This is a genomic window from Ralstonia nicotianae (genome assembly GCF_018243235.1).
GTDB classification, from domain to species: domain Bacteria; phylum Pseudomonadota; class Gammaproteobacteria; order Burkholderiales; family Burkholderiaceae; genus Ralstonia; species Ralstonia nicotianae.
In genome coordinates, this window is sequence record NZ_CP046674.1 from 2,826,718 (window position 1) to 2,852,522 (window position 25,805).

Here is a 25,805-nt window from a genome sequence, read left to right on the forward strand (position 1 = left end):
CACTTTCGTTCGGCTGTCAAATTTCAGGCCAGCGAAACCGGCCTAACCACCACGCTCCAGCCGCCACATCTGGTAGCGGAACGCCAGCACCGCGCCCGCCAGGATACCCGCCAACGCGACGAACGAGCCGATCGCCAGCGTCGACACGCCCGACAGCCCCTGCCCGATCGTGCAGCCCAGCGCCGTCACGCCGCCCGCGCCCATCAGGATACCGCCCACGATATGGTTGCCGGTGTCCTCCGCATTGGCGAAGCCCTCCCAGCGGAACGTGCCGCTGGCCAGCGCCACCGCGGCCGAGCCGGCGATCACGCCAAGCACGCTGACGATGCCGACCGTCAGCACCTTGGACGTATCGCTGAAGAACATCAGCCATTCCAGCGTATACGACACGGGCGCCACGAAGCTCAGCGCCTCCATCCGACCGCTGTTGGTCGCGACGAAGGCCTCCTGCAGCGTGTCCGGATCTTCCGCGACATAGCCGAGATGGCCGGACACATACCACATGGCCACGATGACGAGCCCGACGCCGATGCCGCCCAGCAGATTGTCCGGCGTGCGGAAATCGCGGCCGGCGAGCGCCCACACCGCCAGCGCCCCGCCGATCGCCAGTGCGAGCGCCAGGCGCAACATGCGCACGTCCGCCGACAGCGCATGCCCCAGCACGCTCGGCAGATCCTGCGTCGTCGGCAGCGCGATCGCCACGGCATCGACGGTCGCGACGCGCACCACGCCGAACACGCCCTTGAGCGTCATGTACGCCGACAGCCCGAGGAACACGAACACCACCACCGACTTCAGATTGCCCCCGCCGATGCGCACCAGCGTCTTGCTGCCGCACCCCGAGCCCAGCACCATGCCGAAGCCGAACATCAGCCCGCCGACCAGCGCCGACAGCCACTGCAGCCGGCCGGCCGCATAGATCGTCTTGGCCGGATCGATCCACCCCGCCCAGCCGAGGATGCCCGTGCCGATCATCGCCACGCCGATAGCCAGCGCCCACATCCGCAGCCGGCTCCAATCGCCGATGTTGACCGCGTCGGACACCGCGCCCATCGTGCAGAAATGCGTGCGCTGCAGGATCGCGCCGAACAGAAACGTCAGGGCGAACGTCGCCCACAGCACGGTGCGGGACAGCGCGTGAAGATCAATGTCTGGCATCGGATAGCCCTCCCGGGATCAGCGATAGCGCGTCGGGTCCGGCACCCCCGCCGCCTCGAAGCCGGCACGGCGGATGCGGCACGAATCGCAGACGCCGCACGCGCGGCCCTCATCGTCGGCCTGGTAGCACGACACGGTCAGGCTGTAGTCGACGCCCAGCCGTGCGCCGGCCTGGATGATCTCGGCCTTGGTCATGGCGATGATCGGCGCATTGACGCGGATGTGATCGCCTTCCACGCCGGCCTTCGTGGCCAGGTTCGCCAGCGTCTCGTAGGCGGCGACGTACTCGGGGCGGCAGTCGGGGTAGCCGGAATAGTCGACGGCATTGGCGCCGAAGAACAGGTCGCGTGCCCCGACAGCCTCCGCCCAGCCCAGCGCCAGCGACAGCATGATGGTGTTGCGCGCCGGCACGTAGGTGATGGGGATCCCCTCCTGCACGCCCGTGGTCGGCACTTCGAGCGCATCATCGGTGAGCGCGGAACCACCGAAGCGGCGCAGGTCCAGATCGACGATCTCATGGCGGACGGCCCCCAGCGCGGCGGCCACCTTCTTGGCCGCCTCCAGCTCGGAAGAATGACGCTGACCGTAGCGCATCGACAGCGCGTAGGTCTCGAAGCCCTGCGTGTTGGCCATGGCGAGCACGGTGGCGGAATCCAGCCCGCCGGACAGCAGGACGATGGCGCGTTTTTTCATGGGGGAAAGCCCTGGGGAAACAATCGGTGGAAGGCCCGCATTTTAGCGCGCCGGTACGCCGCGGGCTCCGACTGCCGGCCATGACGGGCATTCCGGCCGCGCCATGAAAAACGCCCGCCGGTGCAGACACGGGCGGGCGTCGCGGCAACCGGAGACGTCCGGTCAGCGCATCGTCTTCAACCGGCTTGTTGCGGTCTTGGCCTGCTCGGTGCCGGGATACTCCGCGATCACCGTCTCCAGCGTCTTGCGCGCCGCGGCCTTCTGGCCCGACTCGCCCTGGTTGGTCGCGACCTGCAGCAGCGCCTCCGGCGCCTTCGGGTGCTGCGGGTTGGCGCGCGCCATGTTCTCCAGCACGTAGGTCGAGCCCTTGTAGTCGCGCTGGGCATAGAGCGCATTGCCCAGCCAGAACTGCGCCAGCGGCAGGTACGGGCTCTGCGGATACTTCTTCACGAACGCCGAGAACTGGTTGCCCGCGCCCTTGAAGTCGCCGCTCTGGAACGTCTTCAGCGCGGCGTCGTACTCTGTCTTCTCGCCCGGTTGCACCATACCTTCACGGCCATCCACCGTGGCCTGCTGCGGCTCGAATTTCTTGAGCCGCGCATCGAGATCGGCGTAGTAGTCCTTCTGCTGCCTGGCCAGCGTATCGACCTCGTTCTGCAGCTGCTCGTTCTGGCCGCGCAGCCGGGCGACCTCGGACTTCAGTGTCTCGATCTGGTTCTGCGCGTCGATCTGGTTGCGGCTGTTCTGGTCGATGCGCTGTGCGGCGCTCGACTGGAAATTGTTGAATTTGTCGCGCATGTCGATGATGGCGCGGCGCGCCTCATCGTCGTCAAACACCCCCGCTGCCGCCGGGCCGGCCATGGTCAATGCTCCACCCGCGACAAGCGTCGCTGTCAGGATGGCCTGGAAGACGCGCTGTTTCGTCATCGTGTTCATGTCTTTGCTACCAACGTAAGAACGCCGGCCGCGCGAACGCAGCCGGCGCATCCACTTGCCCCGCGCCGATCAGTAGACGATATCGGAGCGGCGGTTCTGTGCCCACGACTCCTCGTCGTGGCCCGAGGCCTGCGGCTTTTCCTTGCCCAGGCTCACGGATTCCATCTGGCTGTCGGGCACGCCCAGCGAGGACAGCGCGCGGCGCACGGCCTCGGCACGCTTCTGGCCCAGCGCCAGGTTGTACTCGCTGGTGCCGCGCTCGTCGGTGTTGCCCTGGATCAGCACCTTGCGCTGGTTGTGCGACTGCAGGTAACGCGCATGCTGGGTCAGCAGGCCCTGGTATTCCGGCTTGACGGTGTAGCTGTCGAAATCGAAGTACACGCTGCGCTTGGCCAGCGGGCTGTTCGGATCGGTCAGTTCATCGCGGCTCACGTCGACGGGCGTCACGTTGCGGGTGTCGGCACCGGCGGCGGCACCGCCCGTGGCGTTCTTCGAGGTGTCATCCAGCTTCACACCCGAGCTGCAAGCGCCCAGCGCCAGCAGCGCGGCAATCGCCGCCAGCTTGATCATGGTTTGAGACTTCGGCATGTTCGATCTCTCCTGAAGGAATCGTTATTGCATGAAAGGGCCCCACGCCGGCTCGCGGACCGTGCCGGCCTGGAGGGAAAGAATCTGGCGCGTGCGGCCGTCGGTTGACACCGCCGCCAGCACCGATCGCCCGCCTACGCGGGTGGCATAGAGGATGAACTTGCCGTTGGCGGCAAAGCTCGGCGATTCGTCATAGGACGTGTCGGTCAGCCCGGTGACGTCACCATTGGACAGGTCCTGCACATACAGCTTGAAGGCCCCGCCCACCCGCGAGATGTAGGCCAGCAGCTTGCCGTCCGGCGACACGCGCGGGCTGGTGTTGTAGCCGCCCTTGAACGTCACGCGCTGCGCGCTGCCGGCGTCTTCGCCTTCGGTCGGCATGCGATAGATCTGGGGCGCGCCGCCGCGGTCGCTGGTGAAGTAGATCGAGCGGCCGTCCGGCGAGAACGACGGCTCGGTATCGATCGCGCTGCTGCGGGTCAGGCGGCGCAGGCCCGAGCCGTCGGCGTTGACCTGGTAGATCTGCGTATTGCCGTCGCGCGACAGCGCCACCGCCACGCGGCGGCCGTCCGGCGACCAGGCCGGCGCCGAGTTGTTGCCCTTCTGGTTCGAGATCACCGCCCGGCGGCCCGAGATCAGGTCATGCACATACACCACCGGCTTGCGGCTCTCGAACGACACGTAGGCGACCTTGGTGCCGTCCGGCGACCACGCCGGCGAAATGATCGGCTCGTTGCTGGTCAGCGCCACCTGCGGGTTGGCCCCGTCGGAATCGGAAATCTGCAGCTGGTATCGGCGGCCCACCTTGGACACATACGACAGGCGAGTCGCAAAGACACCGCGATCGCCGATCAGCTTCTGGTAGATGTAGTCGGCGATCTCATGCGCCGCCAGCCGCAGTTGCCCTTCGCCGCGCGTCAGCGCCAGGCCGCCCAGGCTTTCCCCCTTGGCCGTGTCGTACAGGCGGAAGCGGATCTCGTAGCGATCGCCGTTGCGCGTCACGGTGCCGCCGACGAACGCAGCCGCGCCACGGCTCTTCCAGGCGCCCAGGTCGGGGGCCGGGCTGTCCGGCACCACCGCGCCCGCCACATCGACATTGGAAAAGCGGCCGCTGTGCACCAGATCGGCCCGGACGATGGCCGTGATGTCCTGCGGAATCTGCGATTCGCCCTGGAAATTGGCAATGGCGATGGGGTACTGGCTCGAACCGGCCCCGGCGATTTCCACATACAGCTGGGCGCGCGCAACCCCGACGCACAACACCATCAGCAGCCCGATCCAGGCCGATCGTCGAAGTCCAGACTTCCAAACATTCCGCATCATCATCCTCACAACTTGTTGAACGCATCCCTCACCCGCGTAGCGGGCGATCAGCCCCGCTTGGGCTTGAAGCCGACGATCACACTCGCAGGCGCCTTGCCATTCGTATCGCGGGGCAGCGGACTGGACAGGTCGATCGCGCGCAGCACGGCTTCGTCCAGCACCGGATATCCACTCGGTTTGGTGACCCTGCGAGACAACACCGTACCATCGGGCGCCATCTGGACCAGCACCGTCACGATGGGGTTGCCGGAGGTGTCGTCATAGAAATTGATGTTCGGCTGCACCTTGGCGCGCACGCGGTCGGCATACCCCGCCGACGCGGTGCCGCCCGCACCCGTCCCGCTGCCGACGCCGCCGCCCGAGCCCGCCGCCGCGCCGGTCGCACCGGCAGTGCCCGCCAACGCTTGCAGATCCCGCAGGCGCGCCTGCCGCTGAGCGTTGGACCTGGCTTGCGCAGCCCGTTGCTCTGCGTCGGCCTTCGCCTTGGCTTCCGCTACGGCCTTGGCCTTGGCCTCGGCTTGCGCCTTCAGCTGGGCGTCCTTGCGCGCCTGGGCCTCGGCAGCGACCGCTTTCTCGTGGGCCTGCCGCTCCTTGGCCTGCTGTGCCAGCTGTTCGGCCAGGGCCCGCTTCTGGAGTTCCGCTTGCCGGGCCTGCTGCGCCTTCTGCTCTTTGAGCAGGGCCTGGCGCTTGGCGTCCTCGCGCTCCGCCGTCGCGCGGCGCGCCAGTTCGGCCTCGCGTGCGGCAGCGGCTTCCTCCTCGCGCTTGCGCTTTTGCTGCTCCAGCGCAATGTCCGCTTCTTCCTCCACCTTGGCCGGCGGCGCCTGGACGGCCGGTTCCGGCTTCGGCTCGGGCGCCGGCGCAGACTGCACTGCCTGCTGCAGCGCCGCCTCGTCCCACAACTCGGCCTCTTCCCCGCGCGGCGTGCTGCTCTGCCACTGCACGCCGAAATACAGGAAGGTCAGCAACAGCAAGTGCGTCAGCACCGCCAGCGCGAACGCTCGCAGCGTCCCGCGCTCGCGGACCGGCTCGTAACGATGCAGCGACGTCGTAGCCATGCCTGTCAGATTGCTCCGCGAGCGCTCGTCAACGCGTTCATTGCGACTTCACCATCAGACCGACGCGCTTGACGCCGTCCCCTTTGAGCACGCCCATCACTGTCAGCACGCGGTCGTACTGGACCGTCTTGTCGGCGGCGATAACCACCGGCTGGTCCGGATTCTCTCCCGTGCGCTGCTTGACGAAGGCGCGCAGTTCCTGGTTGTTCGCCAGCTTCTGCTCGGTGGCGCCGGAGCCGCTCTTGACGCGAGCAAGGATCGTGCCGTCACCCTTGATGGTCACGACGATGGGCGGCTGGGTCTGCTGCGGCGTGGCGTTGGCCACCGACGGCAGGTTGACCACGCCCGGGTTCACCACCGGCGCCGCGACCATGAAGATGACCAGCAGCACCAGCATCACGTCGATGTAGGGCACCACGTTGATGTCGGCCTTGGCCCGTCGGGCGCGGCGCGTTCGCTGGATGGTAGCCATGGCGGTCCGTCCTTAGCGCGTCTGGCGCTGCAGGATGTTCGAGAACTCTTCCATGAAGCTTTCGAAGCGGTTGGCCAGGCGGTCCATCTCGGTGGCGTAGCGGTTGTAGGCGATCACCGCCGGAATGGCCGCGAACAGGCCGATGGCCGTGGCGACCAGCGCTTCGGCAATGCCCGGCGCCACCGCCGACAGCGTCGCCTGCTGCACGTTGGACAGGCCACGGAACGCGTTCATGATGCCCCACACCGTACCGAACAGACCGATATACGGACTGACCGAGCCGACCGAGGCCAGGAACGGCAGGTGCGATTCGAGCGAATCCATCTCGCGCTGGTAGGCGGCACGCATGGCGCGGCGCGCGGCATCCAGGATGGCGCTCGGATCACCGACGCCGCGCTGCTGCTCGCGCGTCTTCAGGTATTCGCGCATGCCGGCTTCGAAGATGCGCTCGAGCGCGCCGGTGTGGTGGCGATTGTTGGCGGCGCTCTGGTACATCGCCTGCAGGTCGCCGCCCGCCCAGAAATCGCGCTCGAAGGATTCGGTCTGCGCGCGGGCCGCGCGCAGCGCAAAGGCTTTGCGGAAGATGTACGTCCAGGAGAACAGCGACATCACCAGCAGGAGGCCCATGACGAATTGGACCAGGAGGCTGGCGTGCAGCACCAGCGAGACGATCGACAGATCTTGCGTGACCTCGACAGGATTCATGCGGCGGCTTTGATGGTTGCGAGTATGGGAGCGGGAATCGGGGTCGGCCGGAATGTGAGCCGGTCGACACATCCAACACGAATCGTGCCTGAGACGAGCAGAATGTCGCCGCGCCAGCTTTCCTGGGCAAATTGGACCGATGCCGGCCCCACCCGTTCCATACGTGAACGGACCTGCAGCAAGTCATCCAGGCGGGCGGGCGCGCGATAGTCCACGGCGGTGCTGCGCACCACGAAGATGGCTCCGGTCGTATCGGCCAGCGCCTGCTGGTCGACCCCCAGTGCGCGCAGCCACTCGGTGCGAGCGCGCTCGAAGAATTTCAGATAGTTGGCGTAGAACACCACGCCGCCTGCGTCGGTATCTTCCCAATACACCCGCAGGTTCCAGTCAAAAGAAGACATCCCCAGATTTTACCAAGCCTTAGCAAACAGCCTGCCATCCACCAACCGGGCGATGGCAGGCCCGGGCCTCAAGCCATGTCGCGCGTCACGCTGGTCGCAGAGAACGACTGGCAAACGGGCATGATCTCGATCGCGTTGACATTGAAATGCGCCGGCAGCGCCGCCATCCAGTAGATGGTCTCGGCGATGTCGTCGGCCGTCAGCGCCTCGGTTCCCTCGTAGACCTTGGTCACGCGGGCGTCATCGCCCTTGAAGCGCACGTTCGAAAACTCGGTGCCCGAGCACAGGCCCGGCTCGACGTTCGACACGCGCACGCGGGTGCCGGTCAGGTCAGCGCGCAGGTTCAGCGAGAACTGGCGCACGAAAGCCTTGGTGCCGCCGTACACGTTGCCGCCCGGGTACGGATACGTTCCGGCGATCGAGCCCAGGTTGATGACATGGCCGCGGTTGCGCGCCACCATGCCCGGCAGCAATGCACGCGTCACATGCACCAGCCCCGTGACATTGGTACCGATCATCAGATCCCAGTCGGACAGGCTGGCCCGATGCGCCGGCTCCAGGCCGAGCGCCAAGCCGGCATTGTTGACCAGCACGTCGACCTCCCGCCAGCCCTCCGGCAGGGCCCCCGGCAGGGCGGCGACGGCGGCGGCATCCTGCACATCCAGCAGGAACGGCAGCAGCGCATCGCCCAGTTCGGCTTTGAGCGCATCAAGGCGATCTTGGCGGCGGCCCGCTGCGATCACGCGGTGCCCTTCCCGCACGAAACGCCGCGCAACGGCTGCCCCGAAGCCGGCCGTTGCGCCGGTCACGAATACGATCATGGGACGTGTCTCCGAGCCAGAGATAAGCGAAGTGCAAGAGTTTAACCGAGCATTGCAGACCGCTGCGCAGCCATGTGCGCGGGACCGCGCGTGGCGCCTTGCGGCGGTCATACGGGTGTCGTACACTCGCGGGCAACCATTCCACCTTGCGCAACTGGCGAATCCTGGGGCTGCCGCCGGCAGTACCCGGCAGTGGGCGTTGACCACGAGGAAGCGCAAGGTCTCTGGCGTCATGCACAACGACGCCTGCCGCTCGCCTGGGCAGCGAATGGGAAGCTGGGTGACTCGGGTCCCCGCTGCCGCCGGACAAGCCGGCGCAACCGCCCGAGCCGCGCGTTTCCCCGCCTCGCCCGATCCCCCGCCGTTTCCGTTTCGTTTCAGACCAGACACTCGCCATGTTCGAACGCAACCGCTATACGATCGACCAGATCGACCCAGAAGTCTTCGCCGCCATCCAGCAGGAAAACCAGCGCCAGGAAGACCACATCGAGCTGATCGCCTCCGAGAACTACACCTCGCCGGCCGTGATGGCCGCCCAGGGCTCGCAGCTGACCAACAAGTATGCCGAGGGCTATCCCGGCAAGCGCTACTACGGTGGCTGCGAATACGTGGACGTGGTCGAGCAGCTCGCCATCGACCGCGTGAAGCAACTGTTCGGCGCCGAGGCCGCCAACGTGCAGCCGAACTCCGGCTCGCAGGCCAACCAGGGCGTGTTCTTCGCCATGCTCAAGCCGGGCGACACCATCATGGGCATGAGCCTGGCCGAAGGCGGCCACCTGACGCACGGCATGGCGCTCAACATGAGCGGCAAGTGGTTCAACGTCGTCAGCTACGGCCTGAACGCGCAGGAAGACATCGACTACGATGCCCTCGAAGCGCTGGCACAAGAGAAGAAGCCCAAGCTGATCATCGCCGGCGCCTCCGCGTTTGCGCTGCGCATCGACTTCGAGCGCATCGCCAAGGTGGCCAAGGCCGTCGGCGCGTACTTCATGGTTGACATGGCCCACTACGCCGGCCTGATCGCCGCGGGCGTCTACCCGAACCCGGTGCCGCACGCCGATTTCGTGACCACCACCACCCACAAGAGCCTGCGCGGCCCGCGCGGCGGCGTGATCCTGATGAAGGCCGAGCACGAGAAGGCCATCAACTCGGCGATCTTCCCCGGCATCCAGGGCGGCCCGCTGATGCACGTGATCGCCGGCAAGGCGGTGGCGTTCAAGGAAGCCCAGTCGCCCACGTTCAAGGCCTACCAGGAACAGGTGGTGAAAAACGCCCGCGCCATGGCCGAAACGCTGATGGCCCGCGGCCTGCGCATCGTCTCCGGCCGCACCGAAAGCCACGTGATGCTGGTCGACCTGCGCGCGAAGAGCATTACCGGCAAGGAAGCCGAGAAGGTGCTGGGCGACGCGCATATCACCGTCAACAAAAACGCCATCCCGAACGATCCGGAGAAGCCCTTCGTGACCTCGGGCATCCGCCTGGGCTCGCCGGCCATGACCACGCGAGGCTTCAAGGAGGGTGAGGCCGTGAAGGTAGCCCACCTGATCGCCGATGTGCTTGATAATCCGCATGACGAAGCCAACATCGCGGCCGTGCGCACCAAGGTGGCCGAGCTGACCAAGCAGTTCCCGGTCTACGCCTGACCATTGGCCGGGTGACCGGCCAGGCTGTAGTACCCTGCTCTGCCGCGATGCGCCCACCCGGGCCGTCGCGGCGTTGTTTTTTGTGTAGCGCGTTCTTTGAGGTTCGGAGGAGACCGGCATGAAATGCCCGTTCTGCGGCCACGCGGCCACCCAGGTGATTGACACCCGCATGTCGGAGGAAGGCGACACCGTGCGCCGCCGCCGCCGCTGCGAATCCTGCGACCGCCGCTTCACGACCTATGAGCGCATCGAGCTGTTCTTCCCAGCCGTCGTCAAGAAGAACGGCAGCCGCGTCGACTACGACCGCAACAAGGTCAAGGATTCGATGCGCCTGGCGCTGCGCAAGCGCCCCGTCTCGGCCGAGGCCATCGACGAGGCCATCGCCCGCATCGAAGAAAAGCTGCTCTCCCACGGCGAGAAGGAGATCGGCAGCGACCGCATCGGCGAGCTGGTGATGCGCGAACTCAAACGCCTGGACAAGATCGGATACATCCGCTTTGCCTCCGTTTACCGGAGTTTTGAGGATGTGTCGGAATTTCGCGACATGCTGGACGAGTTCCGGCAGTAACGTCGACCCGCTGCACTCCCCGCACTGGCGCAATCTTCAAAATTACTCTTAAATCTCCGCAAACGTAAAAAGAAGTAACACTTCATCACTATCCTGTCGTAACATCTCGGGATAAGTGACGAAAGAAGCATTCTAAAAAAGCTGGTCGGAATAAAACGCGGGAGTTACCATGCGCCAGGCTTTGCCGGGGAAAGCGCTTGGCTTCACTATGCTCGAAGCATTGATCGCCGTGCTCATCGTAGCCGTCGGCGTGCTGAGTGTTGCCAATCTATTACTTAAGTCTTATCGATTCACGCAGCAGGCGAGCTATGACGCCATGGGTCAGCTGCTGGCGGCCAACATGGCTGACCGGATCCGCGTGAACTCTGGACAACTCGCCTCAGACGCTTATGTGTTCGATACCGGTGCTGCCAGCACAGTACCGGTCTCCACAAGCTTCTATCTGAGCAACGGCTCCACAGGATGCACCGACGTCAGCGCCGTGTGCGCGAATGCGGCGGTGAATTTTGATCTGGCCGAGTGGACGAGTGCCGTCCGTGCGACGTTGCCCGGTGGTCGTGGCGTGATCTGCCACGACAATCCAGCGTACGCCTCCAACAGTGGTTTCTCCTGGCCTTGCTCCAACTCCGCAAACGATCCACTGGTCGTCAAAGTGGGCTGGGTCTCGCGCCTGTCGAAGGCGGACCAGGGCAACGGCGTGGCCGCCAGCGCAGTGCTGGCCGACACCGCCAGTGGCGTGACGGCGACCCCGCAGGCCATGATCGTCGTCAATGCCGGGGGATCCTGATGCGCACCATTCGTCGTATCCTGCCGCGTCGCACACGCGGCTTCTCGCTCGTGGAACTGATGGTGGCGCTGGTCATCGCGCTGCTGGTACTGGCCGCGACCGTGTCGTTCTATCTGATGACGCGTTCCACCTACACCACCATCGAAGACACCTCCGGCCTGGAAGAACGTGGCCAGTTCGCGTTGAACGTGATGACACGCGTGCTGCGGCAGGCGGGTTTCACCAAGCTGAGCACCGACAACGGCGGCATCATGCGGCTGTCGGCGTCGGATGCGCCCATGCTTTCGGGGCTGGATGGCTGTGTAGGGAAAGAGGCCGCCGCCAAAACGACGGGGCCGGCCGCCGGGGATTCGCTATCGAGCTGCCTGTCCCCTCAAACTTCGACCGGCAGCGATGCCATCGAGGTCCGTTTCTTTGGGGTCGGTACGGCTGCTGACCGTACCGTGCCGGACGGAACCATGATCGACTGCTCGGGCCAAGGCGTTGCGGACTACACCTCGGTCGATCTGGCTGGCCAACAGCGCGGCCTGTCCATCTTCTACGTGCAGGTCGGCGCAGATGGCAATTCATATTTGGCGTGCAAATTCCGCAAACGGGATGCCGACGGCCACGAGCCCACCGATGCAACCAATGAGGACAACTTCACCACGCAGCAACTTGTGCCCGGTGTCGAAGCTCTCCAGTTGCTCTATGGCGTCTCGACCACCGGCGACTCCACCGTGCCGAATGTCTACAAACGCGCCAGCGACATGACCAGCGACGACTGGAACAAGGTCTATGCCGTCAAGGTGTCCATGGTGGTCCGCGCGGACAATGCGAGCGCCGACACGACCGGCGGCACGCCCACTTATACGCTCTTCGGCAACCAGTACACCAATGCCGACGGCACCTTCAAGCCGACGGAAAAGCTGAACGTAGCCCGGCGCCTCTTCACCACGACCGTACAAGTGCGCAACTACCTCGTCTGCCAAACATCATGCTCCTGAACAACGCTCGTCTCCAACGACGCCCAGCGGGGTTTGCGCTGATTACCTCGCTCATCATGTTGCTGGTGATCACGATTCTGGCCCTGGGCGGCGCCCGGCTGGCTCTGGACTCGAAACGCATCAGCCGCAATCAGCGCGACAACAGCATCGCCTTCCAAGCCGCCGAAGCGGCGCTGCGGGATGCCGAGCACGACATCCAGAACGCAGGAAGCGTCGCGACATCACGCTCGAACAATTTTGTCCGCACAAGCTATCAGCCGTTCCCCTCGAGCGGGTGCCTCGCGGGTGGACCGGAAAACGCCCTCCCCACCCGGCTCCGGGGGCTGTGCGCTACGACGGATGATACCAATCCGATCTGGAATATCGTCAGCTGGAAAGACAGCGGTAGCGACGCGCAAACCGTCGGCTATGGCGACTTCACCGGCGCGACGTTCCCTGTAGGCCAAGGCGTGCTGTCATCGCAGCGGCCCCGCTACATCATCGAAGCGCTGGTGGACAAGGAAGCAGGACAACGGGCGGACAAGACCGGAGGAAACGATAACGATCTATCGCCTGCCTACATTTTCCGCATCACCGCCGTAGGCTGGGGGCCATATGGCAGCGCACCGGTCATGCTTCAGTCCTATTACAGGAAAGGCGACACTCCGGATTGACGGGTGGAGCATCGTCACGAAACGGCTCGGACACTACTGACAACGCAAAAAAATCGCTCTTACGGGGGAGCAGCTGACATCATGAAAATCATTCGTGGCTTGGTGGCCCTGGTGGCCTTGGGCTGGGTTGCCGTATTGGGAGCAGCCAGTTCGGTGCCGACCGTGGCAATCTCGACTGTGCCGCTCTACGGGCGCAGCCAGAACATCCACCCCAACCTGATGCTGTCGTTGTCGGTGGAATTCCCGACCACCGGTACAGCCTATCGGGGAGCGTACAACAACGCCAAAACCTACCTGGGCTACTTCAACGCGACCAAGTGCTACACCTACGACGACACAAACGGCTGGTTCGCCATTTCCGGTGACGCCACGTCGGACACACACGAATGCTCCGGAAAGTTCTCGGGCAACTTCATGAACTGGGCGGCCTCGTCAGCCATTGACGAGTTCCGCATGGCGATGACCGGCGGTGACCGTGTCGTCGACACCACGACCCAGACCGTGCTGCAGCGGGCGGTGCTGCGAAGCGATTTCTTCCGTAACGGCTCGTACTTCCCGGTCAAGACGATCAACGCCAACAATAACGGCAGCGCGCCAAGCGCGGTGACGCCGTTCAATTGGTCGACGCTGTATATCGCATCGTGCGGGAACCACATTTTCTTTGCCGATCAGGATTACGGAAACAACACAAGCTGCGCCAATCCCGGCGGCTACGGTGATCAGTTCAACTGGTGGAACGGCGCACTGACCCAGCGCCGTGCGTTCCGCGTGCAGGTTCAGGTTTGCGACAGCAATGAAGCGACCTCCCGCACCGACCTGTGCTTCAACTACAACGGCAACTACAAGCCGGTCGGCCAGATGCAGTTGAATGCCGACCGCATGCGGTTTGCGGCATTCGGTTACCTGAACGACAGTAGCAACAATACGTGGGCAGCGCAGAACGAGCGCTACGGCGGCGTGCTGCGCGCGCCGATGAAATACGTCGGTGCCACGGCGGTGGATAAAGACCTGAACGCGATCACCAACTCCACACCGGAGTTCGATACCTCTACGGGCATTCTGAAGAAGAACCCGCTGAACGCCACTGAAGGCGTCAGCGGCGTGATCAACTATCTGAACCAGTTCGGCCGCACCAGCGTGCAGCTATCCGGCAGGTCCATGGGCGATCTCGGGGGGCCGACCGACAACCCGACCGGCAACTACAAGACCTTCGACCCGGTCAGCGAGATGTTCTACGAGAGCATCCGCTATCTGCAGTTCCACCCGAACGGGCCGACCCCCGAAGCGATCAGCGGGCTGCCGAACACCACGTATTCGGACAACTTCCCGGTCTACACAAGCTGGAGCGCGGATCCCATTCTCAACCAGTGCCAACGCAACTACGCGTTCCTGATCGGGGATATCAACACCCACGAAGATCACTACATCCCGGGCAACAGGAAAACCGGCGAAGGTGATCCCGCCCGCCCCGCCGACAGCTACAGCGGCTTCAATGTGCGCGACTGGACGAACAAGGTCGGTGCGCTCGAAACCACCTACAACCCTCCCCTCGCCGGGGCCACCAGCCCGATCACCAGCACCTTGGGTGATGTCGATCACAGGTCTGCCCATTTCGCGTCCTACTATCTGGCCGGTACTGCCTACTGGGCACACACCTACGGCTTCCGCCCCGACATGCCCAATGCGCGCGTCACCACGTTCGTCATCGACGTGAACGAAAACGGCAATGGCACGGTGGGTGACAATCAGCGCAACAGCCAGTTCTTCCTGGCGGCCAAGTACGGCGGCTTCATTGATGCCAACAACGACGGGAATCCGCTCCGGACCTACGGTCAGGATGGCTCCACCGTGGTCACGAACAATAGCGAGTGGGAAGCCTCGCCGACCGGCTCCAACGTCCCGTACAACTGGTTCCTGGGCGGTCAGCCGGAAGCGATGATCGCTGCCATCAAGAAGATCTTTACGCAGATCACCTCGTATGCCGGCACCCTGGCGGGCGTATCGCTGTCCAACGGGCGCATCACCACCACGTCCAGCACCAGCGGCGGCACCTTCGTGTATACGCCCGGCTTCGACCAGCAATGGAACGGCCGCCTCGCTGCCTATGCGCTGACGCTCAGCGGCACGACCGTCAGCACCTCGTCGACGCCGACCTGGGAAGCCGGTGCACTGCTGACCACCGCAATGCAGCAGAAGAACGGTCCCGCCAACCGCGCCGTGTACACGCTGAACTCCACCTCGCTCACCGGGGCACCGTTCACCTGGGCCGGCATTTCCCCGGCACAGCAAAAGCTGTTGAGCACCAACCCCGACCGGGGCACGGCGGACAGCTACGGCCAGGCGCGCTTGGCGTACCTGCGTGGCGACCGGAGCAAAGAGATGAATACCGTTGCCAATACCGGCATGTTCCGCGCCCGCTCCAGCATCCTGGGCGACATCATCGGCTCGGCGCCGACATACGCCGGTACGCCGGCGGCGTCGATTGCCGATACCGGGTACTCCACGTTCTACAACACCTATAGCGGACGCACGCCGATGGTCTATGTGGGCGCCAATGACGGCATGCTCCATGCCTTCAACGCCAACACCGGCGCGGAAGTCTTCGCCTATGTGCCGAACGCGGTGTTCTCGAACCTGAACCAGCTGACGTCCGTTTCCTATGCGCACCAGCTCTACGTCGATGCCACCCCGAGCATCGGCGAAGCGCAGATCAACGGCAAGTGGCGTTCCGTTCTTGCCGGCGGCTTCGGCGGTGGTGCACAAGGCGTCTACGCGCTGGACATCACCGACCCGACCGGCACCAAGGAAGCGGCATTTTCCGCGTCGAACATCCTGTGGGAGTTCACGGACAAGGACGATGCGGACATGGGCAACGTGATGGGCTCGCCGATCATGGTCAAGCTCCGCACCGGCACGGACAGCTCCACCAAGCTGCCGATCTACAAGTGGTTCGTCATGGTCGCCAATGGCCTGAACTCGAACCAGAACGATGGCAACGCCAACGCAAATGCCCCCGCGGCACTGTTCCTGCTGTCGCTCGACAAGCCAGCCGGCGCAGCGTGGCAACTTGGCACGAACTACTACAAGATCGTTACGCCCGTGCCCAGCGCAACGCCGACTTACAACACGGCAAACGGCCTGTCTGCGCCGGTAGCCATCGTCGGCGCCGCCGGCAGCGTCACGCAGGCCTATGCGGGCGACCTGCAGGGCAACCTCTGGAAATTCATCCTGTCCGGCGACTCGACGACCTGGAACGCCACCTCCGCCCTGCCCGCCTACGGCGGCACGCCGGGCAAGCCGCTGTTCACGGCCACCGACAGCTCCGGCCGCAGGCAGCCCATCACGATCGCACCCCGCGTCATCTACGCGCCGGGCGGTTACATGGTGCTGTTCGGCACGGGCAAGTACTACGAGTCTGCCGACACGAGTACCCCCACCCAGACCAACAGCTTCTACGGTATCTACGACGACGACACGAACGCCAACTACGTGTCGAAGGGCCGCGATCAGCTCAATACGGTCACGGCACTCGCCTCCAGCGACGGCAAGTCGTACACCTTCAGTTCGCCAGCCTATGCGCTGGGCTATACCGTCGGCCGCAAACCCGGCTGGAAGCTGGATTTCCCGGATCAGACCGAAAAGCAGGTCACGGCGATCACGGTCTCCGATGGCGCGGTGTTCTTCAATTCCTTGACCGGCACGGACGGCTGCGGCACCAGCGGCAGCAGCCGCAGCTATGCCCTCAAGGCTTTGACCGGTCTGCCGCTGTCCGGCAACCTCTCCGGTTACCAATCCACCACGGGAGTGCTGGGTGCGCCTACGCTGATCATTGTTTCCGTCACGAGTACCACCCGGGATACCGTGGGCGGCAGCGTTGAGACGAAAACCAAGATCGTTCTGTCCCCGGGCGCACAGGGCCTGACGGTCGGCTCGATGGGCGGATCGTCGACACCGGGCTCGACCTCGACCACCGAATCGGGAGTCGCCTCGCAGCAGTTGAATTCCCGCATCGGCTGGCGCGAAGTCCGCAACTTCGTCCTGCAGACGAACTGACACAGGAGCGATCATGCGCACACACCGTTCGCCCCCCCTGCCCCATCAGCGTGGCTTCACGCTGATCGAGCTGATGATTGTCGTGATCGTCGTCGCCATCCTGTCGACGATCGCGTATCCGTCCTATACGCAGTTCGTGCAGAAAAGCCGGCGTACGCAGGCCAAGGCCGCGCTGATGGAAAACATGCAGCTGTTCGAGCGGCACTTCGCGCAAGCGAACACGTATGCCGCCAGCTCCACTGACCTGACCCACGCGTGGAACGGGTTCAGGACATATTCGGGCGATGCGCAGACCAGCACCAGCTACCAGATCTCGGCCGTGGGCTGCTCCGGCAGCGCGAACGTGGACCAGTGCGTCGAACTGCAAGCACAGCCGCCCAACAACGGCAAGGACGATCCGACTTGCGGCACGCTGGTCTATCGCAGCACGGGTGAAAAGCTAAACATCCTTTTGGCGAAATCCGTCCCCGAGTCGCCCACCACGACCGGATGCTGGTAACGATCATGCGAAGCGATAGCCTCTCTTTTCGCCGCCGGTCCGCGCGGGGTTTCACGCTGCTCGAACTGATGGTGACGATCGCCATCATCTCGATCATGCTGGTGCTGGTTGCGCCGAGCTTCAGCGACTTCCTGCGCAAGCAGCGGCTGCTGAGCGCCGCGGACAGCGTCGCCTCCGCCATCGGCCAAGCGCGCACGCGTGCCCTGGCGCAGAGCGCGTATGTGACGATCGCCCCGATCAATGGGGACTGGGCGAACGGCTGGCGGGTGTTCTCGGAAGGGCAAAACCCGGACGGGATCTACAACCCCTCGACCGACACGCTGCTCAACCAGTACGACGCGCTCACCAACGGGCTGAAGGTGACATACAACAGTACCGCCTACGTCGGCGGTAGCGGCAACGCTTCGGGCAACTACCTGATCTATTCGCCCAACGGCTATACCGCCAGCAAGATCAAGCAGCCGCAGGTCACTGCCGCATTCAACGTTGCGTACCAGGACGGCACCGGCCCGGCACGCATCATCATCGTCAATGCCCTCGGCCGTGCCAGGACGTGCGATCCGAACGATGAGGCGACCAAGAAAAGCGGCACCTGCCTCACCTCCTTGTCGCAGTAGCGCTGACACCGGGTGCGGCCGCCAGGCCCACCCGTGTCCATCAAACGTGACAGTCACGCACCCCGTTCTCGCTTAAGGTAGATCGGTCAGGCCCGCGCACATTCGCGCCCTTCCAGACCGACCATGCCACTTCAGCGACCCGCCTTCCGCCCGTGCCGCGCCCTGCGCGCCCATTTCACGCGCGGCGCCATCCTGCTCGAATCCCTTGTCGCACTTGCCCTGCTGTCGCTGAGCGCGGCCGGCACGCTCGTTGCGCTCGATCGCCTGGAGGACACGTACCGCGCCGCCCATCGGCTCACGGCACGGGACAGGACTCACGCCGGGCAAGCTGAATCTGCGGGTGTCCGGTGACATGCATCGTCGCCTGTCTCCCGGCAACACGCATGGCGCTTCACTGGTCGAGCTGATGGCCGGCATGCTGATCGGGCTGATCGTGCTCGGCATCGCACTGCAGCTTGTCTGGGTTGTCCGCGCCCGCTACCAGCGCCTGGCCGACGAGGCATCGATCGACGATCGCGGCGCGCAAGCGCTGGAACTCATCGCGAGCGCTCTACGACAGACAGGCTGGGTGACGGACACGCCGGCCTCGTCGCCCGTGCGCCGATGGCCCGACACGAACGCGCTGCCCCCGCTGGTGGGGGCGGACGACTGCGGCGGCCTCGCCCTCATCGAAGGTCTGCATTGCACAAGCGGCGGCATCTCGGACAGCGATGCCCTGCTGGTGCGCTTTGCCGGCCGCAGCCGCCAGCCCGACGGATTACAGGCCGATGGCAGTGTCGTCGACTGTTCCGGCTATGGCGTCCCCGAACGCGCGAAAGGCGATGGTGATCACCCCCTCGCCGGCTTCATGCTGGTTTACATCGGGCGCGCGGAGAACGGTGAGCCCCAACTGATGTGCCGTACACCGTCACGCCGCGACGGCCGGTTCCAGGCCGGCAAGTGGACGTCGCGGAGCATGGTGACCGGCGTGGAAACGCTGCAGCTGCTGTACGCATTGGCCGCCACGCCAACCTCGCCGTCGACAACGCTGTCGGCCCGGACGCTCACGCCCGCCCAGTGGCGGCGCGTGCAGGCCGTGCATATCGCCATCGTGGTGCGCGGTGAACGCATCCATGCGCCCGCACGCGACATGTCCGCCGCGGAACTGACGCTCTTTCCCGATGTGCGCGAACCGATCGGCGCTGTGCCGCCGGACCTGTATTTCCGGCCCACCGGGATCCCCCGCCGCCGCACCGTCTTCACCGCCACCGTGCGGCTGCGCAATCCGCTGATCTGCGAGGCCGACGCATGCTGATGCGACCGCTCCGCCCATCGCGCGGCTTCATGCTGGTCTTCGTGATGACCGCGACCGTACTGCTTGGCCTGCTGACCATGGCGGCGTTTCATCTGGTGCTCGATCATCGGCGCCGTACCTCGCTGTCCATCGATCACGCGCTGGCCATGCGTGCCGCCGAAGCCGCGCTGGCGGCGGCCGAATGCGAGCTGTCGGCCGCCACCGCTACACCCGCGAGCCCAGCCTGTACCACTGCACCATCCCCTGGACGCATCGATGCGCTGGATCCGGAAACCTTGGCCGGCTTCGTTGCCGGCGCTTGCGGCAGCGGGCCCGCGCGCGGACTGTGCCGACCATTGCCAGGCCAATCGCTGTGGACAGACAGCCGCCTGCTGGACACGACCACCGATGGCGTAGAGATCGAGATCCCTCCTGCAGACGGCGAGCGGCAAGCCGGACGCCGCCCCCGCTACGTCATCGAACCCATCCCCGATGCACTGCCGGGCCACTGGATACGCGCGGACGCGACTGCGGTACCTCACCTGTTCCGGATCACCGCGGCGGGCTTCGGCAGCGACCCGGCGATCGCGGTCGTGCTGCAGACCGTCTTCCGCCCCAGGATGCCGCAGCCATGATGCGACGACAGACGGCCTGCGCATGGCTCTGCGCAATGCTACCCGGCACGGCCCATCCGGGCGTGAACGATCACCCTGCCGGCCGACTGCCGACGCATTACCTTGTGGCCCCAGGGGACGATGCCTGGAGCGGGCGCCTGCACGCGTTGCAGTTCCGGCCTCCGCCTGACATGCCGGAAACCGCTCGGCCGCCGGCCATGTGGGAAGCAGCGAAGCTGCTGGATGCACGCCAACCCGACACCCGCCGGCTCTGGACTTTCCGGCAAGGCGACGCCTTCGATCGCACCGCCGTGCCGCTGCGGTGGGAAAGCCTCGCTCCCCCGCAACAGGAGCTGCTCAATGGCCAGGATGGCCACGGCATCCTCCGGCTTGGCTACCTGCGCGGCGTGCGTCGCCATGAAACCGAGCCACCGCAACTCCGTCGCCGCACGTCGATCCTCGGTGCCGTACGTGGCGCGCATGTGCAGTTGCTCGGGCCACCGGGCTTCGTGCTCGATGCCCGGCATGGCGCATTCCGCCGGCAGCATGCCGGCCGGCGATGGATGGTCTACCTCGGCGCCAACGATGGCATGCTGCATGCCTTCGATACGCTGACCGGCGACGAGCGCTTTGCCGTGATGCCGGATGCCGCCCTGCCCGCCGTCGTGCGCAACATCGCCCCCGGCCAAGCAGCACCAGCCCCCGTGTGCAAGCGCCCGTTCGCTGCCGATGCGTGGACCGGTGCGCAATGGCGCTCCGTGCTCGCCTGCGCCACCGGTGCGATGGCCCCTGGGCTGTTTCTGGTCGACGTGACCAACCCCGACGCCGAAACGCCACCGCCTCTGCTCGCCTATGACACGCACGACGACCCGGCGATCGGTCATGTCGAAGACCCGGTTCCCGTCGTGCCGCTCGCCGATGAGAGCGGCGTGCAATCGCGCTGGTTTGCGCTCAGCGGCAACGGTGACAGTACGCCCAGCGTGGAGAGCCGACTGCTGTTGCTGGCGCTGGACCAGCCCCGCGCGGCCCCTTGGCAACCGGGGCGGACTGCGTTCGCCATCACGGTACCCCCCGTCGCCAGCCGTGGCGGACTTGGCGCCCCCGCTGTCGCACTGGGACCGAACGGCCGTGCCAGCTTTGCTTATGCCGGAGATCGACACGGCCAGGTCTGGCGCTTCGACCTGCGCGGCGCACCGCCATGGCCACAAGCGCTGGGGCGCAATGACCTCGAGCGGCGACAGCCGCTCTTTGTCGCCACGTCGCGCACGGGCCTACGCCAGCGCCTTGTCGGGCCGATCCTGCTGGCGGCGACGGCGGGCGGCCCCCTGCTGGTCTTTGCCGCAATGGATGCCTCAGGTGCCGCGACCGTGTATGGCGTGTCGGATGCAAGCAGCGGCCAGCGCAACCTGGCGCGCGAACACCTCGCCGGCCGCACAGCCTCGGAAACGAGCGAGGGTGTCGCCTTGCATGCCGATGGTGGAGGCCCCATCGGCGCAGGCTGGCGTATCGACCTGCCCGTCGGCCACACCCCCGGCGATCTCGTCAGCGCCGGACCGGACAGCCTGCTGCTGATCGCGCGCGACGCCGATGGCCGCAGCCGTGCCTATCTGCTGGATCCCCGATCGGGCCTGCCGGCCGGCGGGAGCGTCCTGACGGGCCGCGTGCTGGCGTCCGAGCCCTTGGTCACCGTGCATGCCGAGCAAGCGGCCACCCAGGCCGACGGTAGCAGCACGCAAGTCGTCCAGACCCGGCTCTGGCAGATCGTGGAGGGCCGCATGCAGTCCATGGGAACGCACCGCCAGCGTCGCCAATTGGGCCGACTCAACTGGCGCGAGGTGCTCGAAGAGGGAATACGCTGATGCTTCGTCCGACCGGCTTCACCTTCATCGAACTGCTGATCACCCTGGCCATTGCCGGTGTGCTTGCGCTGGCGGCATCACAGGCATGGTCCGGCGCTTACCTGCGGACGGAACGCATGGCAGCGCATGCGGCGCTGGTCGCGACCATGGCCGAACTGGAACAGCACCACGCGCAAACCGGCAGCTACGCCTTGCCCGGCGACGACACTTCGCCCTTGGACCGCTGGCCGCACACGCTGGAACACCCGCGTGGCTACCGGTTGTCCGCCCGCCGGTGCGCGGGCCACGCGCTGATCCACTGCGTGGAGATGGCGGCCAGTCCCGTCCGGCCCGACGCGGATTGCGGCACGCTGATCCTGCGCAGCACCGGGGAACGCTTCGCCGAGATCGCAGGCGCACGGCGATGGGCCCCTGCATCCTGCTGGCCATGACACGCGTTGCCTGGCGAGCCGGCGTGACGCTGGCGGAACTGACGATGGTGCTCGCGATCCTGGCAATCCTCGCGGTATTTGCCATGCCGGCCGGGCTGGACTGGTGGCGACGCGAAACAGTGATCGTATTGGCCGATCGCTTCGCCAGCGCGGCATCGCTGGCACGAGCCACGGCGCGCAACCGGCGCATCTGGGTTCATCTGGGGCCGCGCGAGGCCGCGTCGGGCTGGTCAGCCGGATGGGCGCTATACACGACCGCCTCGCCTCGGACGTGGGCCGCGCGCACCGCACCGGACACGGACGACGTGCTGATCGCCGTGTCCCCGCCCGTTGTGCCATCGGTCGATTTTGCGTTCATCTCCTCGCAAAAGGGCGTCGACACCATTTCCTACGCACCTGTGGGATACTCACGGACAAGCAACGGCGCGCCGCTGTCCGGCACGCTGACCATCGCATCCGGAGCGCATGTGCGCCGCGTGCGCATCAACTTCGCCGGCCGGGTACGCGTGTGCAACCCGGCCACCGACCGCAGCTGCGGTACCGGCGACGATTCCTGAACCCCTTCTTCCTGTCCGCGTTGCACCCATGTTTTCCGACTTCGATCACGCCATGATGCAGCGCGCCCTGGCGCTGGCGGAAAACGGGCTCTTCACCACCACGCCCAATCCCCGCGTCGGCTGCGTACTGGTCCGGGACGACACCGTCATCGGCGAAGGCTTCACCCAGCCGGCCGGCCAGGACCACGCCGAGATCCAGGCCATCAAGGATGCCCAGGCCCGCGGCCACGACGTGCGCGGCGCCACGGCCTATGTGACGCTGGAGCCGTGCAGCCATTTCGGTCGCACCCCCCCCTGCGCGGATCGCCTGGTCGAAGCCGGCATCGCGCGCGTGGTGGCGGCCATGGAGGACCCGAACCCGACCGTCTCGGGACGCGGCCTGCAGAGACTGCGCGAAGCCGGCATCGACGTCCGGTGCGGCCTGCTGGAGCGCGAGGCGCGCGAACTGAACATCGGCTTCGTCTCGCGCATGACGCGCGGCACGCCGTGGGTCCGTGTCAAGGTGGGGGCGTCGCTGGACGGCCGCACGGCGCTGGACAACGGCATCAGCCAGTGGATCACGGAGGCCGAGGCGCGCGCCGATGGCCATCGCTGGCGCGCGCGCGCCTGCGCCATCCTCACCGGCATCGGCACCGTGCGCGAGGACAACCCGCGCCTGACCGTACGCGCCATTCCCACGCCGCGCCAGCCGCGCCGCATCCTGATCGATTCGGGACTCGACGTGCCGCTCGACGCGCACATCCTGACCGCCGACGGCCACCATGAGCCAACGCTGATCTTCGCCGCCCGCCCCGAAGCCGGCCGCATGCGCGCGCTGGCCGAGCATGGCGCCGAGGTGATCCTGCTGCCCAATGCCGACGGCAAGGTCGACCTGCCCGCCATGCTGCGCGAGCTCGGCCGCCGCGAGATCAACGAACTGCACGTCGAGGCCGGCTACAAGCTCAACGGCTCGCTGCTGCGCGAAGGGCTGGTCGACGAGATCCTGGTCTATCTGGCGCCCAAGGTGCTGGGGTCGGGCCAGGGCATGTTCAACCTGGGGCCGCTGCAATCGCTGGAAGGCGCGGCGGCATTCTTCTTTCACGACATCACGCGCGTCGGCGGCGATCTCCGCATCCTGGCGCGCCGCAACCCGACGGATTGATCGCACGCATGTTTACCGGAATCGTCGCCGCCATCGGCCGCATTGAAACCGTCGAGCCGCTCGCCGCCGACGCACAGGCCGGCGTGCGCCTGGGCATCCATGCGGGCGGCCTGCCGCTGGCCGATGTGGCGCTCGGCGACTCGATCGCCATCCAGGGCGCCTGCATGACGGTCGTCGCCAAGAACGACACCCACTTCGACGTGGACGTCTCGCGCGAATCGCTGTCCAAGACGGTCGGCCTGGACCGCCCGGGCGAAGTCAACCTGGAAAAGGCATTGCGCCTGGCCGACCACATCGGCGGGCACCTGGTCTCGGGCCACGTGGACGGCCTGGGCACCGTCAGCCATTTCGCGCCGGTGGGCGAGTCATACGAACTGCGGGTGCGCACCTCGCCGGAACTCGGCCGCTACTTCGCCTACAAGGGCTCGGTGGTGGTCAACGGCGTGTCGCTGACGGTCAACAGCGTGCGCGACGATGCCACCGGCTGCGAGTTCTCGATCAACCTGATCCCGCACACGCTGGCCGTCACCACGCTCAAGCATCTGGCGGTGGGCAGCCAGGTCAATCTGGAAATCGACCTGATCGCCCGCTACGTCGAGCGGATGCTGACCCATACGGCGACCGGCCTGCCTGCCGCGGCCCGTCCGCTGGCCGCCGTTTGACATCCCGGCCCCCGGGCCGCCTTCGCGTACAATAATGGGTTCCCATTTTTGCCGTCGCGCGGCCGCCAACGCGCTGGCCGGCGGCCCGCTCCAGTTACCCGCCATGTCCATCGCCACAGTCGAAGAAATCATTGCCGAAATCCGCGCCGGCCGGATGGTCATCCTGGTCGATGAGGAAGACCGCGAAAACGAAGGTGACCTGATCCTGGCAGCCGATTTCGTCACGCCCGAGGCCATCAACTTCATGGCCAGGTTCGGCCGTGGCCTGATCTGCCTGACGCTGACCGCCGAGCGCTGCCGCCAGCTCGACCTGCCGCTGATGGTCACCCGCAACGGCACGCCGCACGGCACCAATTTCACCGTTTCCATCGAGGCCGCCGAGGGCGTCACCACCGGCATCTCGGCCGCCGACCGTGCGCGCACCGTGCAAGTCGCCGTGGCCCGCAGTGCCAGCCCCGACGATCTGGTCCAGCCCGGCCACATCTTCCCGCTGATGGCGCAGCCCGGCGGCGTGCTGATGCGCGCAGGCCATACCGAAGCCGGCTGCGACCTGGCCTCGCTGGCCGGCCTGACGCCCGCCTCGGTCATCTGCGAGATCATGAAGGACGATGGCACCATGGCCCGCCTGCCGGACCTGGTGGAATTCGCCCGCGAGCACGGCCTGAAGATCGGCACCATCGCCGACCTGATCCAATACCGCAGCCGCACCGAGAGCATCGTCGAGCGCATCGGCGAGCGCAACATGGAAACCCAGTTCGGCACCTTCCGCGCCGTGGCCTTCCGTGACCATGCCGCCGGCCGCGCGCACCTGGCGCTGGTCAAGGGCACGCCGACGCCCGCCACCGAGACGCTGGTGCGCGTGCACGAGCCGCTGTCGGTGCTGGACCTGCTGGAATGTCAGCGCACCACACACTCGTGGAGCGTGCCCGCCGCCCTGCGCGCGGTGCAAGCGGCACCGACCGGCGTGGTCGTGCTGCTCAACTGCGGCGACTCGCCCGAGCGGCTGTTCACCCAGTTCAGCGCCCTGGATGCTCCGCAGGAACGTCCGCGCAGCAAGCCCGATCCGCGCATCTACGGCATCGGCGCGCAGATCCTCAAGGACGTGGGCGTGGGCAAGATGCGTGTGCTTGCCTCACCACTCAAGCTGCCAAGCATGGCCGGCTATGACCTGGAGGTCACGGCCTACCAGTCGATGGCCGATACGCCGCAGGCAACAACGGCCGCCACGCATTGAGGCTCCGGCGGTGGCCGCGCGCCGCCGCTGCTGTCTTTCTTCTTCCCTGACGTTGCCCTGACGGCGACACCAACCG

Annotated in this window: 27 protein-coding genes and 1 riboswitch; of the genes, 17 read left to right on the top strand and 10 right to left on the bottom strand. The window is 65.9% G+C overall.

The features are described 5' to 3' along the window. Positions 1–42: 42 nt before the first annotated feature. From GO999_RS12880 to GO999_RS12925, 10 genes are all read right to left on the bottom strand, one after another. Positions 43–1,158, bottom strand: coding sequence for a YeeE/YedE family protein (locus GO999_RS12880; RefSeq protein WP_011000694.1), 1,116 nt, complete (start codon positions 1,156–1,158; stop codon positions 43–45). 18 nt (positions 1,159–1,176) lie between these two features. After that, complete coding sequence (gene queC / locus GO999_RS12885) at positions 1,177–1,851, bottom strand: 7-cyano-7-deazaguanine synthase QueC (RefSeq protein ID WP_071011569.1); 675 nt, start codon at positions 1,849–1,851, stop codon at positions 1,177–1,179. Between the two features lie 162 nt (positions 1,852–2,013). Further along, positions 2,014–2,787, bottom strand: a complete 774-nt coding sequence (gene ybgF / locus GO999_RS12890; protein WP_016723403.1) for a tol-pal system protein YbgF — start codon at positions 2,785–2,787, stop codon at positions 2,014–2,016. A gap of 69 nt (positions 2,788–2,856) precedes the next feature. Beyond that, entirely contained in the window at positions 2,857–3,375 is a 519-nt protein-coding gene (pal, locus tag GO999_RS12895; protein WP_011000691.1) for a peptidoglycan-associated lipoprotein Pal, read from the bottom strand. Positions 3,376–3,399: 24 nt separating this feature from the next. Further along, the gene (tolB, locus tag GO999_RS12900; protein ID WP_020831416.1) at positions 3,400–4,701 is read right to left on the bottom strand and encodes a Tol-Pal system beta propeller repeat protein TolB; all 1,302 of its coding nucleotides are present in this window, start codon (positions 4,699–4,701) and stop codon (positions 3,400–3,402) included. Between the two features lie 44 nt (positions 4,702–4,745). Further along, positions 4,746–5,753: a cell envelope integrity protein TolA gene (gene tolA, locus GO999_RS12905; RefSeq protein WP_211906292.1), complete on the bottom strand. Its 1,008-nt coding sequence runs from the start codon at positions 5,751–5,753 to the stop codon at positions 4,746–4,748. 37 nt (positions 5,754–5,790) lie between these two features. Continuing rightward, a complete protein-coding gene (tolR, locus tag GO999_RS12910; protein ID WP_011000688.1) occupies positions 5,791–6,225 on the bottom strand; it encodes a protein TolR in 435 nt (144 codons plus the stop codon). A 12-nt stretch (positions 6,226–6,237) separates the two neighbouring features. Further along, positions 6,238–6,930 carry a protein TolQ gene (gene tolQ / locus GO999_RS12915; RefSeq protein WP_011000687.1) on the bottom strand — a complete coding sequence of 231 codons (693 nt, stop codon included), beginning with the start codon at positions 6,928–6,930 and terminating at the stop codon, positions 6,238–6,240. After that, positions 6,927–7,331: a tol-pal system-associated acyl-CoA thioesterase gene (gene ybgC / locus GO999_RS12920; protein WP_011000686.1), complete on the bottom strand. Its 405-nt coding sequence runs from the start codon at positions 7,329–7,331 to the stop codon at positions 6,927–6,929. Before ybgC ends, tolQ begins: the two co-directional genes overlap by 4 nt. Positions 7,332–7,399: 68 nt before the next feature. Next, on the bottom strand, positions 7,400–8,152 hold the full coding sequence (locus GO999_RS12925; protein WP_016723406.1) for an SDR family NAD(P)-dependent oxidoreductase: 753 nt from the start codon (positions 8,150–8,152) through the stop codon (positions 7,400–7,402). Between the two features lie 140 nt (positions 8,153–8,292). Further along, positions 8,293–8,422, top strand: a riboswitch (ZMP/ZTP riboswitch). Positions 8,423–8,547: 125 nt separating this feature from the next. On the opposite strand from GO999_RS12925, the gene glyA reads away from it, so the two are divergent. From glyA to ribBA, 17 genes are all read left to right on the top strand, one after another. After that, positions 8,548–9,795, top strand: a complete 1,248-nt coding sequence (gene glyA, locus GO999_RS12930) for a serine hydroxymethyltransferase (protein WP_016723407.1) — start codon at positions 8,548–8,550, stop codon at positions 9,793–9,795. A gap of 118 nt (positions 9,796–9,913) precedes the next feature. Next, entirely contained in the window at positions 9,914–10,363 is a 450-nt protein-coding gene (gene nrdR / locus GO999_RS12935; RefSeq protein WP_011000683.1) for a transcriptional regulator NrdR, read from the top strand. 169 nt (positions 10,364–10,532) lie between these two features. Next, a complete protein-coding gene (pilV, locus tag GO999_RS12940) occupies positions 10,533–11,150 on the top strand; it encodes a type IV pilus modification protein PilV (protein ID WP_011000682.1) in 618 nt (205 codons plus the stop codon). Then, a complete protein-coding gene (locus GO999_RS12945) occupies positions 11,150–12,136 on the top strand; it encodes a PilW family protein (protein ID WP_011000681.1) in 987 nt (328 codons plus the stop codon). Before pilV ends, GO999_RS12945 begins: the two co-directional genes overlap by 1 nt. Next, positions 12,127–12,789, top strand: a complete 663-nt coding sequence (locus GO999_RS12950) for a pilus assembly PilX family protein (RefSeq protein WP_011000680.1) — start codon at positions 12,127–12,129, stop codon at positions 12,787–12,789. Before GO999_RS12945 ends, GO999_RS12950 begins: the two co-directional genes overlap by 10 nt. A gap of 81 nt (positions 12,790–12,870) precedes the next feature. After that, positions 12,871–16,842 carry a pilus assembly protein gene (locus GO999_RS12955; protein ID WP_016723408.1) on the top strand — a complete coding sequence of 1,324 codons (3,972 nt, stop codon included), beginning with the start codon at positions 12,871–12,873 and terminating at the stop codon, positions 16,840–16,842. A gap of 13 nt (positions 16,843–16,855) precedes the next feature. After that, positions 16,856–17,341, top strand: a complete 486-nt coding sequence (locus tag GO999_RS12960; protein ID WP_118872378.1) for a type IV pilin protein — start codon at positions 16,856–16,858, stop codon at positions 17,339–17,341. 5 nt (positions 17,342–17,346) lie between these two features. Next, positions 17,347–17,958 carry a GspH/FimT family pseudopilin gene (locus GO999_RS12965; protein WP_011000677.1) on the top strand — a complete coding sequence of 204 codons (612 nt, stop codon included), beginning with the start codon at positions 17,347–17,349 and terminating at the stop codon, positions 17,956–17,958. Between the two features lie 123 nt (positions 17,959–18,081). Then, positions 18,082–18,309, top strand: coding sequence for a hypothetical protein (locus GO999_RS12970; protein ID WP_016727117.1), 228 nt, complete (start codon positions 18,082–18,084; stop codon positions 18,307–18,309). A 1-nt stretch (position 18,310) separates the two neighbouring features. Beyond that, a complete protein-coding gene (locus GO999_RS12975; RefSeq protein ID WP_019717663.1) occupies positions 18,311–19,252 on the top strand; it encodes a PilW family protein in 942 nt (313 codons plus the stop codon). Beyond that, positions 19,246–19,866: a pilus assembly PilX family protein gene (locus tag GO999_RS12980; protein WP_211906293.1), complete on the top strand. Its 621-nt coding sequence runs from the start codon at positions 19,246–19,248 to the stop codon at positions 19,864–19,866. The genes GO999_RS12975 and GO999_RS12980 overlap by 7 nt, the downstream gene beginning before the upstream one ends. Next, positions 19,863–21,704 carry a pilus assembly protein gene (locus GO999_RS12985; protein WP_016723413.1) on the top strand — a complete coding sequence of 614 codons (1,842 nt, stop codon included), beginning with the start codon at positions 19,863–19,865 and terminating at the stop codon, positions 21,702–21,704. The genes GO999_RS12980 and GO999_RS12985 overlap by 4 nt, the downstream gene beginning before the upstream one ends. Continuing rightward, positions 21,704–22,135, top strand: a complete 432-nt coding sequence (locus tag GO999_RS12990; protein WP_028852699.1) for a type IV pilin protein — start codon at positions 21,704–21,706, stop codon at positions 22,133–22,135. Before GO999_RS12985 ends, GO999_RS12990 begins: the two co-directional genes overlap by 1 nt. After that, positions 22,132–22,692 carry a GspH/FimT family pseudopilin gene (locus GO999_RS12995; protein WP_165591766.1) on the top strand — a complete coding sequence of 187 codons (561 nt, stop codon included), beginning with the start codon at positions 22,132–22,134 and terminating at the stop codon, positions 22,690–22,692. The genes GO999_RS12990 and GO999_RS12995 overlap by 4 nt, the downstream gene beginning before the upstream one ends. A 28-nt stretch (positions 22,693–22,720) precedes the next feature. Next, on the top strand, positions 22,721–23,833 hold the full coding sequence (ribD, locus tag GO999_RS13000; RefSeq protein WP_011000670.1) for a bifunctional diaminohydroxyphosphoribosylaminopyrimidine deaminase/5-amino-6-(5-phosphoribosylamino)uracil reductase RibD: 1,113 nt from the start codon (positions 22,721–22,723) through the stop codon (positions 23,831–23,833). 8 nt (positions 23,834–23,841) lie between these two features. Further along, positions 23,842–24,495 carry a riboflavin synthase gene (locus tag GO999_RS13005; protein WP_020371890.1) on the top strand — a complete coding sequence of 218 codons (654 nt, stop codon included), beginning with the start codon at positions 23,842–23,844 and terminating at the stop codon, positions 24,493–24,495. A gap of 103 nt (positions 24,496–24,598) precedes the next feature. Beyond that, the gene (ribBA, locus tag GO999_RS13010; RefSeq protein WP_011000668.1) at positions 24,599–25,729 is read left to right on the top strand and encodes a bifunctional 3,4-dihydroxy-2-butanone-4-phosphate synthase/GTP cyclohydrolase II; all 1,131 of its coding nucleotides are present in this window, start codon (positions 24,599–24,601) and stop codon (positions 25,727–25,729) included. The last annotated feature ends 76 nt before the right edge of the window (positions 25,730–25,805 follow it).

Coding starts and splice junctions, on each gene's coding strand:
- glyA (WP_016723407.1), top strand. CDS start 8,548: ATGTTCGAACGCAACCGCTATACGATCGACCAGATCGACCCAGAAGTC.
- GO999_RS12975 (WP_019717663.1), top strand. CDS start 18,311: ATGCATCGTCGCCTGTCTCCCGGCAACACGCATGGCGCTTCACTGGTC.
- GO999_RS12995 (WP_165591766.1), top strand. CDS start 22,132: ATGACACGCGTTGCCTGGCGAGCCGGCGTGACGCTGGCGGAACTGACG.
- GO999_RS12945 (WP_011000681.1), top strand. CDS start 11,150: ATGCGCACCATTCGTCGTATCCTGCCGCGTCGCACACGCGGCTTCTCG.
- nrdR (WP_011000683.1), top strand. CDS start 9,914: ATGAAATGCCCGTTCTGCGGCCACGCGGCCACCCAGGTGATTGACACC.
- GO999_RS12950 (WP_011000680.1), top strand. CDS start 12,127: ATGCTCCTGAACAACGCTCGTCTCCAACGACGCCCAGCGGGGTTTGCG.
- GO999_RS12965 (WP_011000677.1), top strand. CDS start 17,347: ATGCGAAGCGATAGCCTCTCTTTTCGCCGCCGGTCCGCGCGGGGTTTC.
- GO999_RS12925 (WP_016723406.1), bottom strand. CDS start 8,152: ATGATCGTATTCGTGACCGGCGCAACGGCCGGCTTCGGGGCAGCCGTT.
- tolQ (WP_011000687.1), bottom strand. CDS start 6,930: ATGAATCCTGTCGAGGTCACGCAAGATCTGTCGATCGTCTCGCTGGTG.
- tolR (WP_011000688.1), bottom strand. CDS start 6,225: ATGGCTACCATCCAGCGAACGCGCCGCGCCCGACGGGCCAAGGCCGAC.
- tolA (WP_211906292.1), bottom strand. CDS start 5,753: ATGGCTACGACGTCGCTGCATCGTTACGAGCCGGTCCGCGAGCGCGGG.
- queC (WP_071011569.1), bottom strand. CDS start 1,851: ATGAAAAAACGCGCCATCGTCCTGCTGTCCGGCGGGCTGGATTCCGCC.
- GO999_RS12980 (WP_211906293.1), top strand. CDS start 19,246: ATGCTGATGCGACCGCTCCGCCCATCGCGCGGCTTCATGCTGGTCTTC.
- GO999_RS12960 (WP_118872378.1), top strand. CDS start 16,856: ATGCGCACACACCGTTCGCCCCCCCTGCCCCATCAGCGTGGCTTCACG.
- GO999_RS12970 (WP_016727117.1), top strand. CDS start 18,082: ATGCCACTTCAGCGACCCGCCTTCCGCCCGTGCCGCGCCCTGCGCGCC.
- ybgF (WP_016723403.1), bottom strand. CDS start 2,787: ATGAACACGATGACGAAACAGCGCGTCTTCCAGGCCATCCTGACAGCG.
- GO999_RS13005 (WP_020371890.1), top strand. CDS start 23,842: ATGTTTACCGGAATCGTCGCCGCCATCGGCCGCATTGAAACCGTCGAG.
- pal (WP_011000691.1), bottom strand. CDS start 3,375: ATGCCGAAGTCTCAAACCATGATCAAGCTGGCGGCGATTGCCGCGCTG.
- tolB (WP_020831416.1), bottom strand. CDS start 4,701: ATGATGATGCGGAATGTTTGGAAGTCTGGACTTCGACGATCGGCCTGG.
- GO999_RS12985 (WP_016723413.1), top strand. CDS start 19,863: ATGATGCGACGACAGACGGCCTGCGCATGGCTCTGCGCAATGCTACCC.
- ribBA (WP_011000668.1), top strand. CDS start 24,599: ATGTCCATCGCCACAGTCGAAGAAATCATTGCCGAAATCCGCGCCGGC.
- ybgC (WP_011000686.1), bottom strand. CDS start 7,331: ATGTCTTCTTTTGACTGGAACCTGCGGGTGTATTGGGAAGATACCGAC.
- ribD (WP_011000670.1), top strand. CDS start 22,721: ATGTTTTCCGACTTCGATCACGCCATGATGCAGCGCGCCCTGGCGCTG.
- GO999_RS12990 (WP_028852699.1), top strand. CDS start 21,704: ATGCTTCGTCCGACCGGCTTCACCTTCATCGAACTGCTGATCACCCTG.
- GO999_RS12955 (WP_016723408.1), top strand. CDS start 12,871: ATGAAAATCATTCGTGGCTTGGTGGCCCTGGTGGCCTTGGGCTGGGTT.
- GO999_RS12880 (WP_011000694.1), bottom strand. CDS start 1,158: ATGCCAGACATTGATCTTCACGCGCTGTCCCGCACCGTGCTGTGGGCG.
- pilV (WP_011000682.1), top strand. CDS start 10,533: ATGCGCCAGGCTTTGCCGGGGAAAGCGCTTGGCTTCACTATGCTCGAA.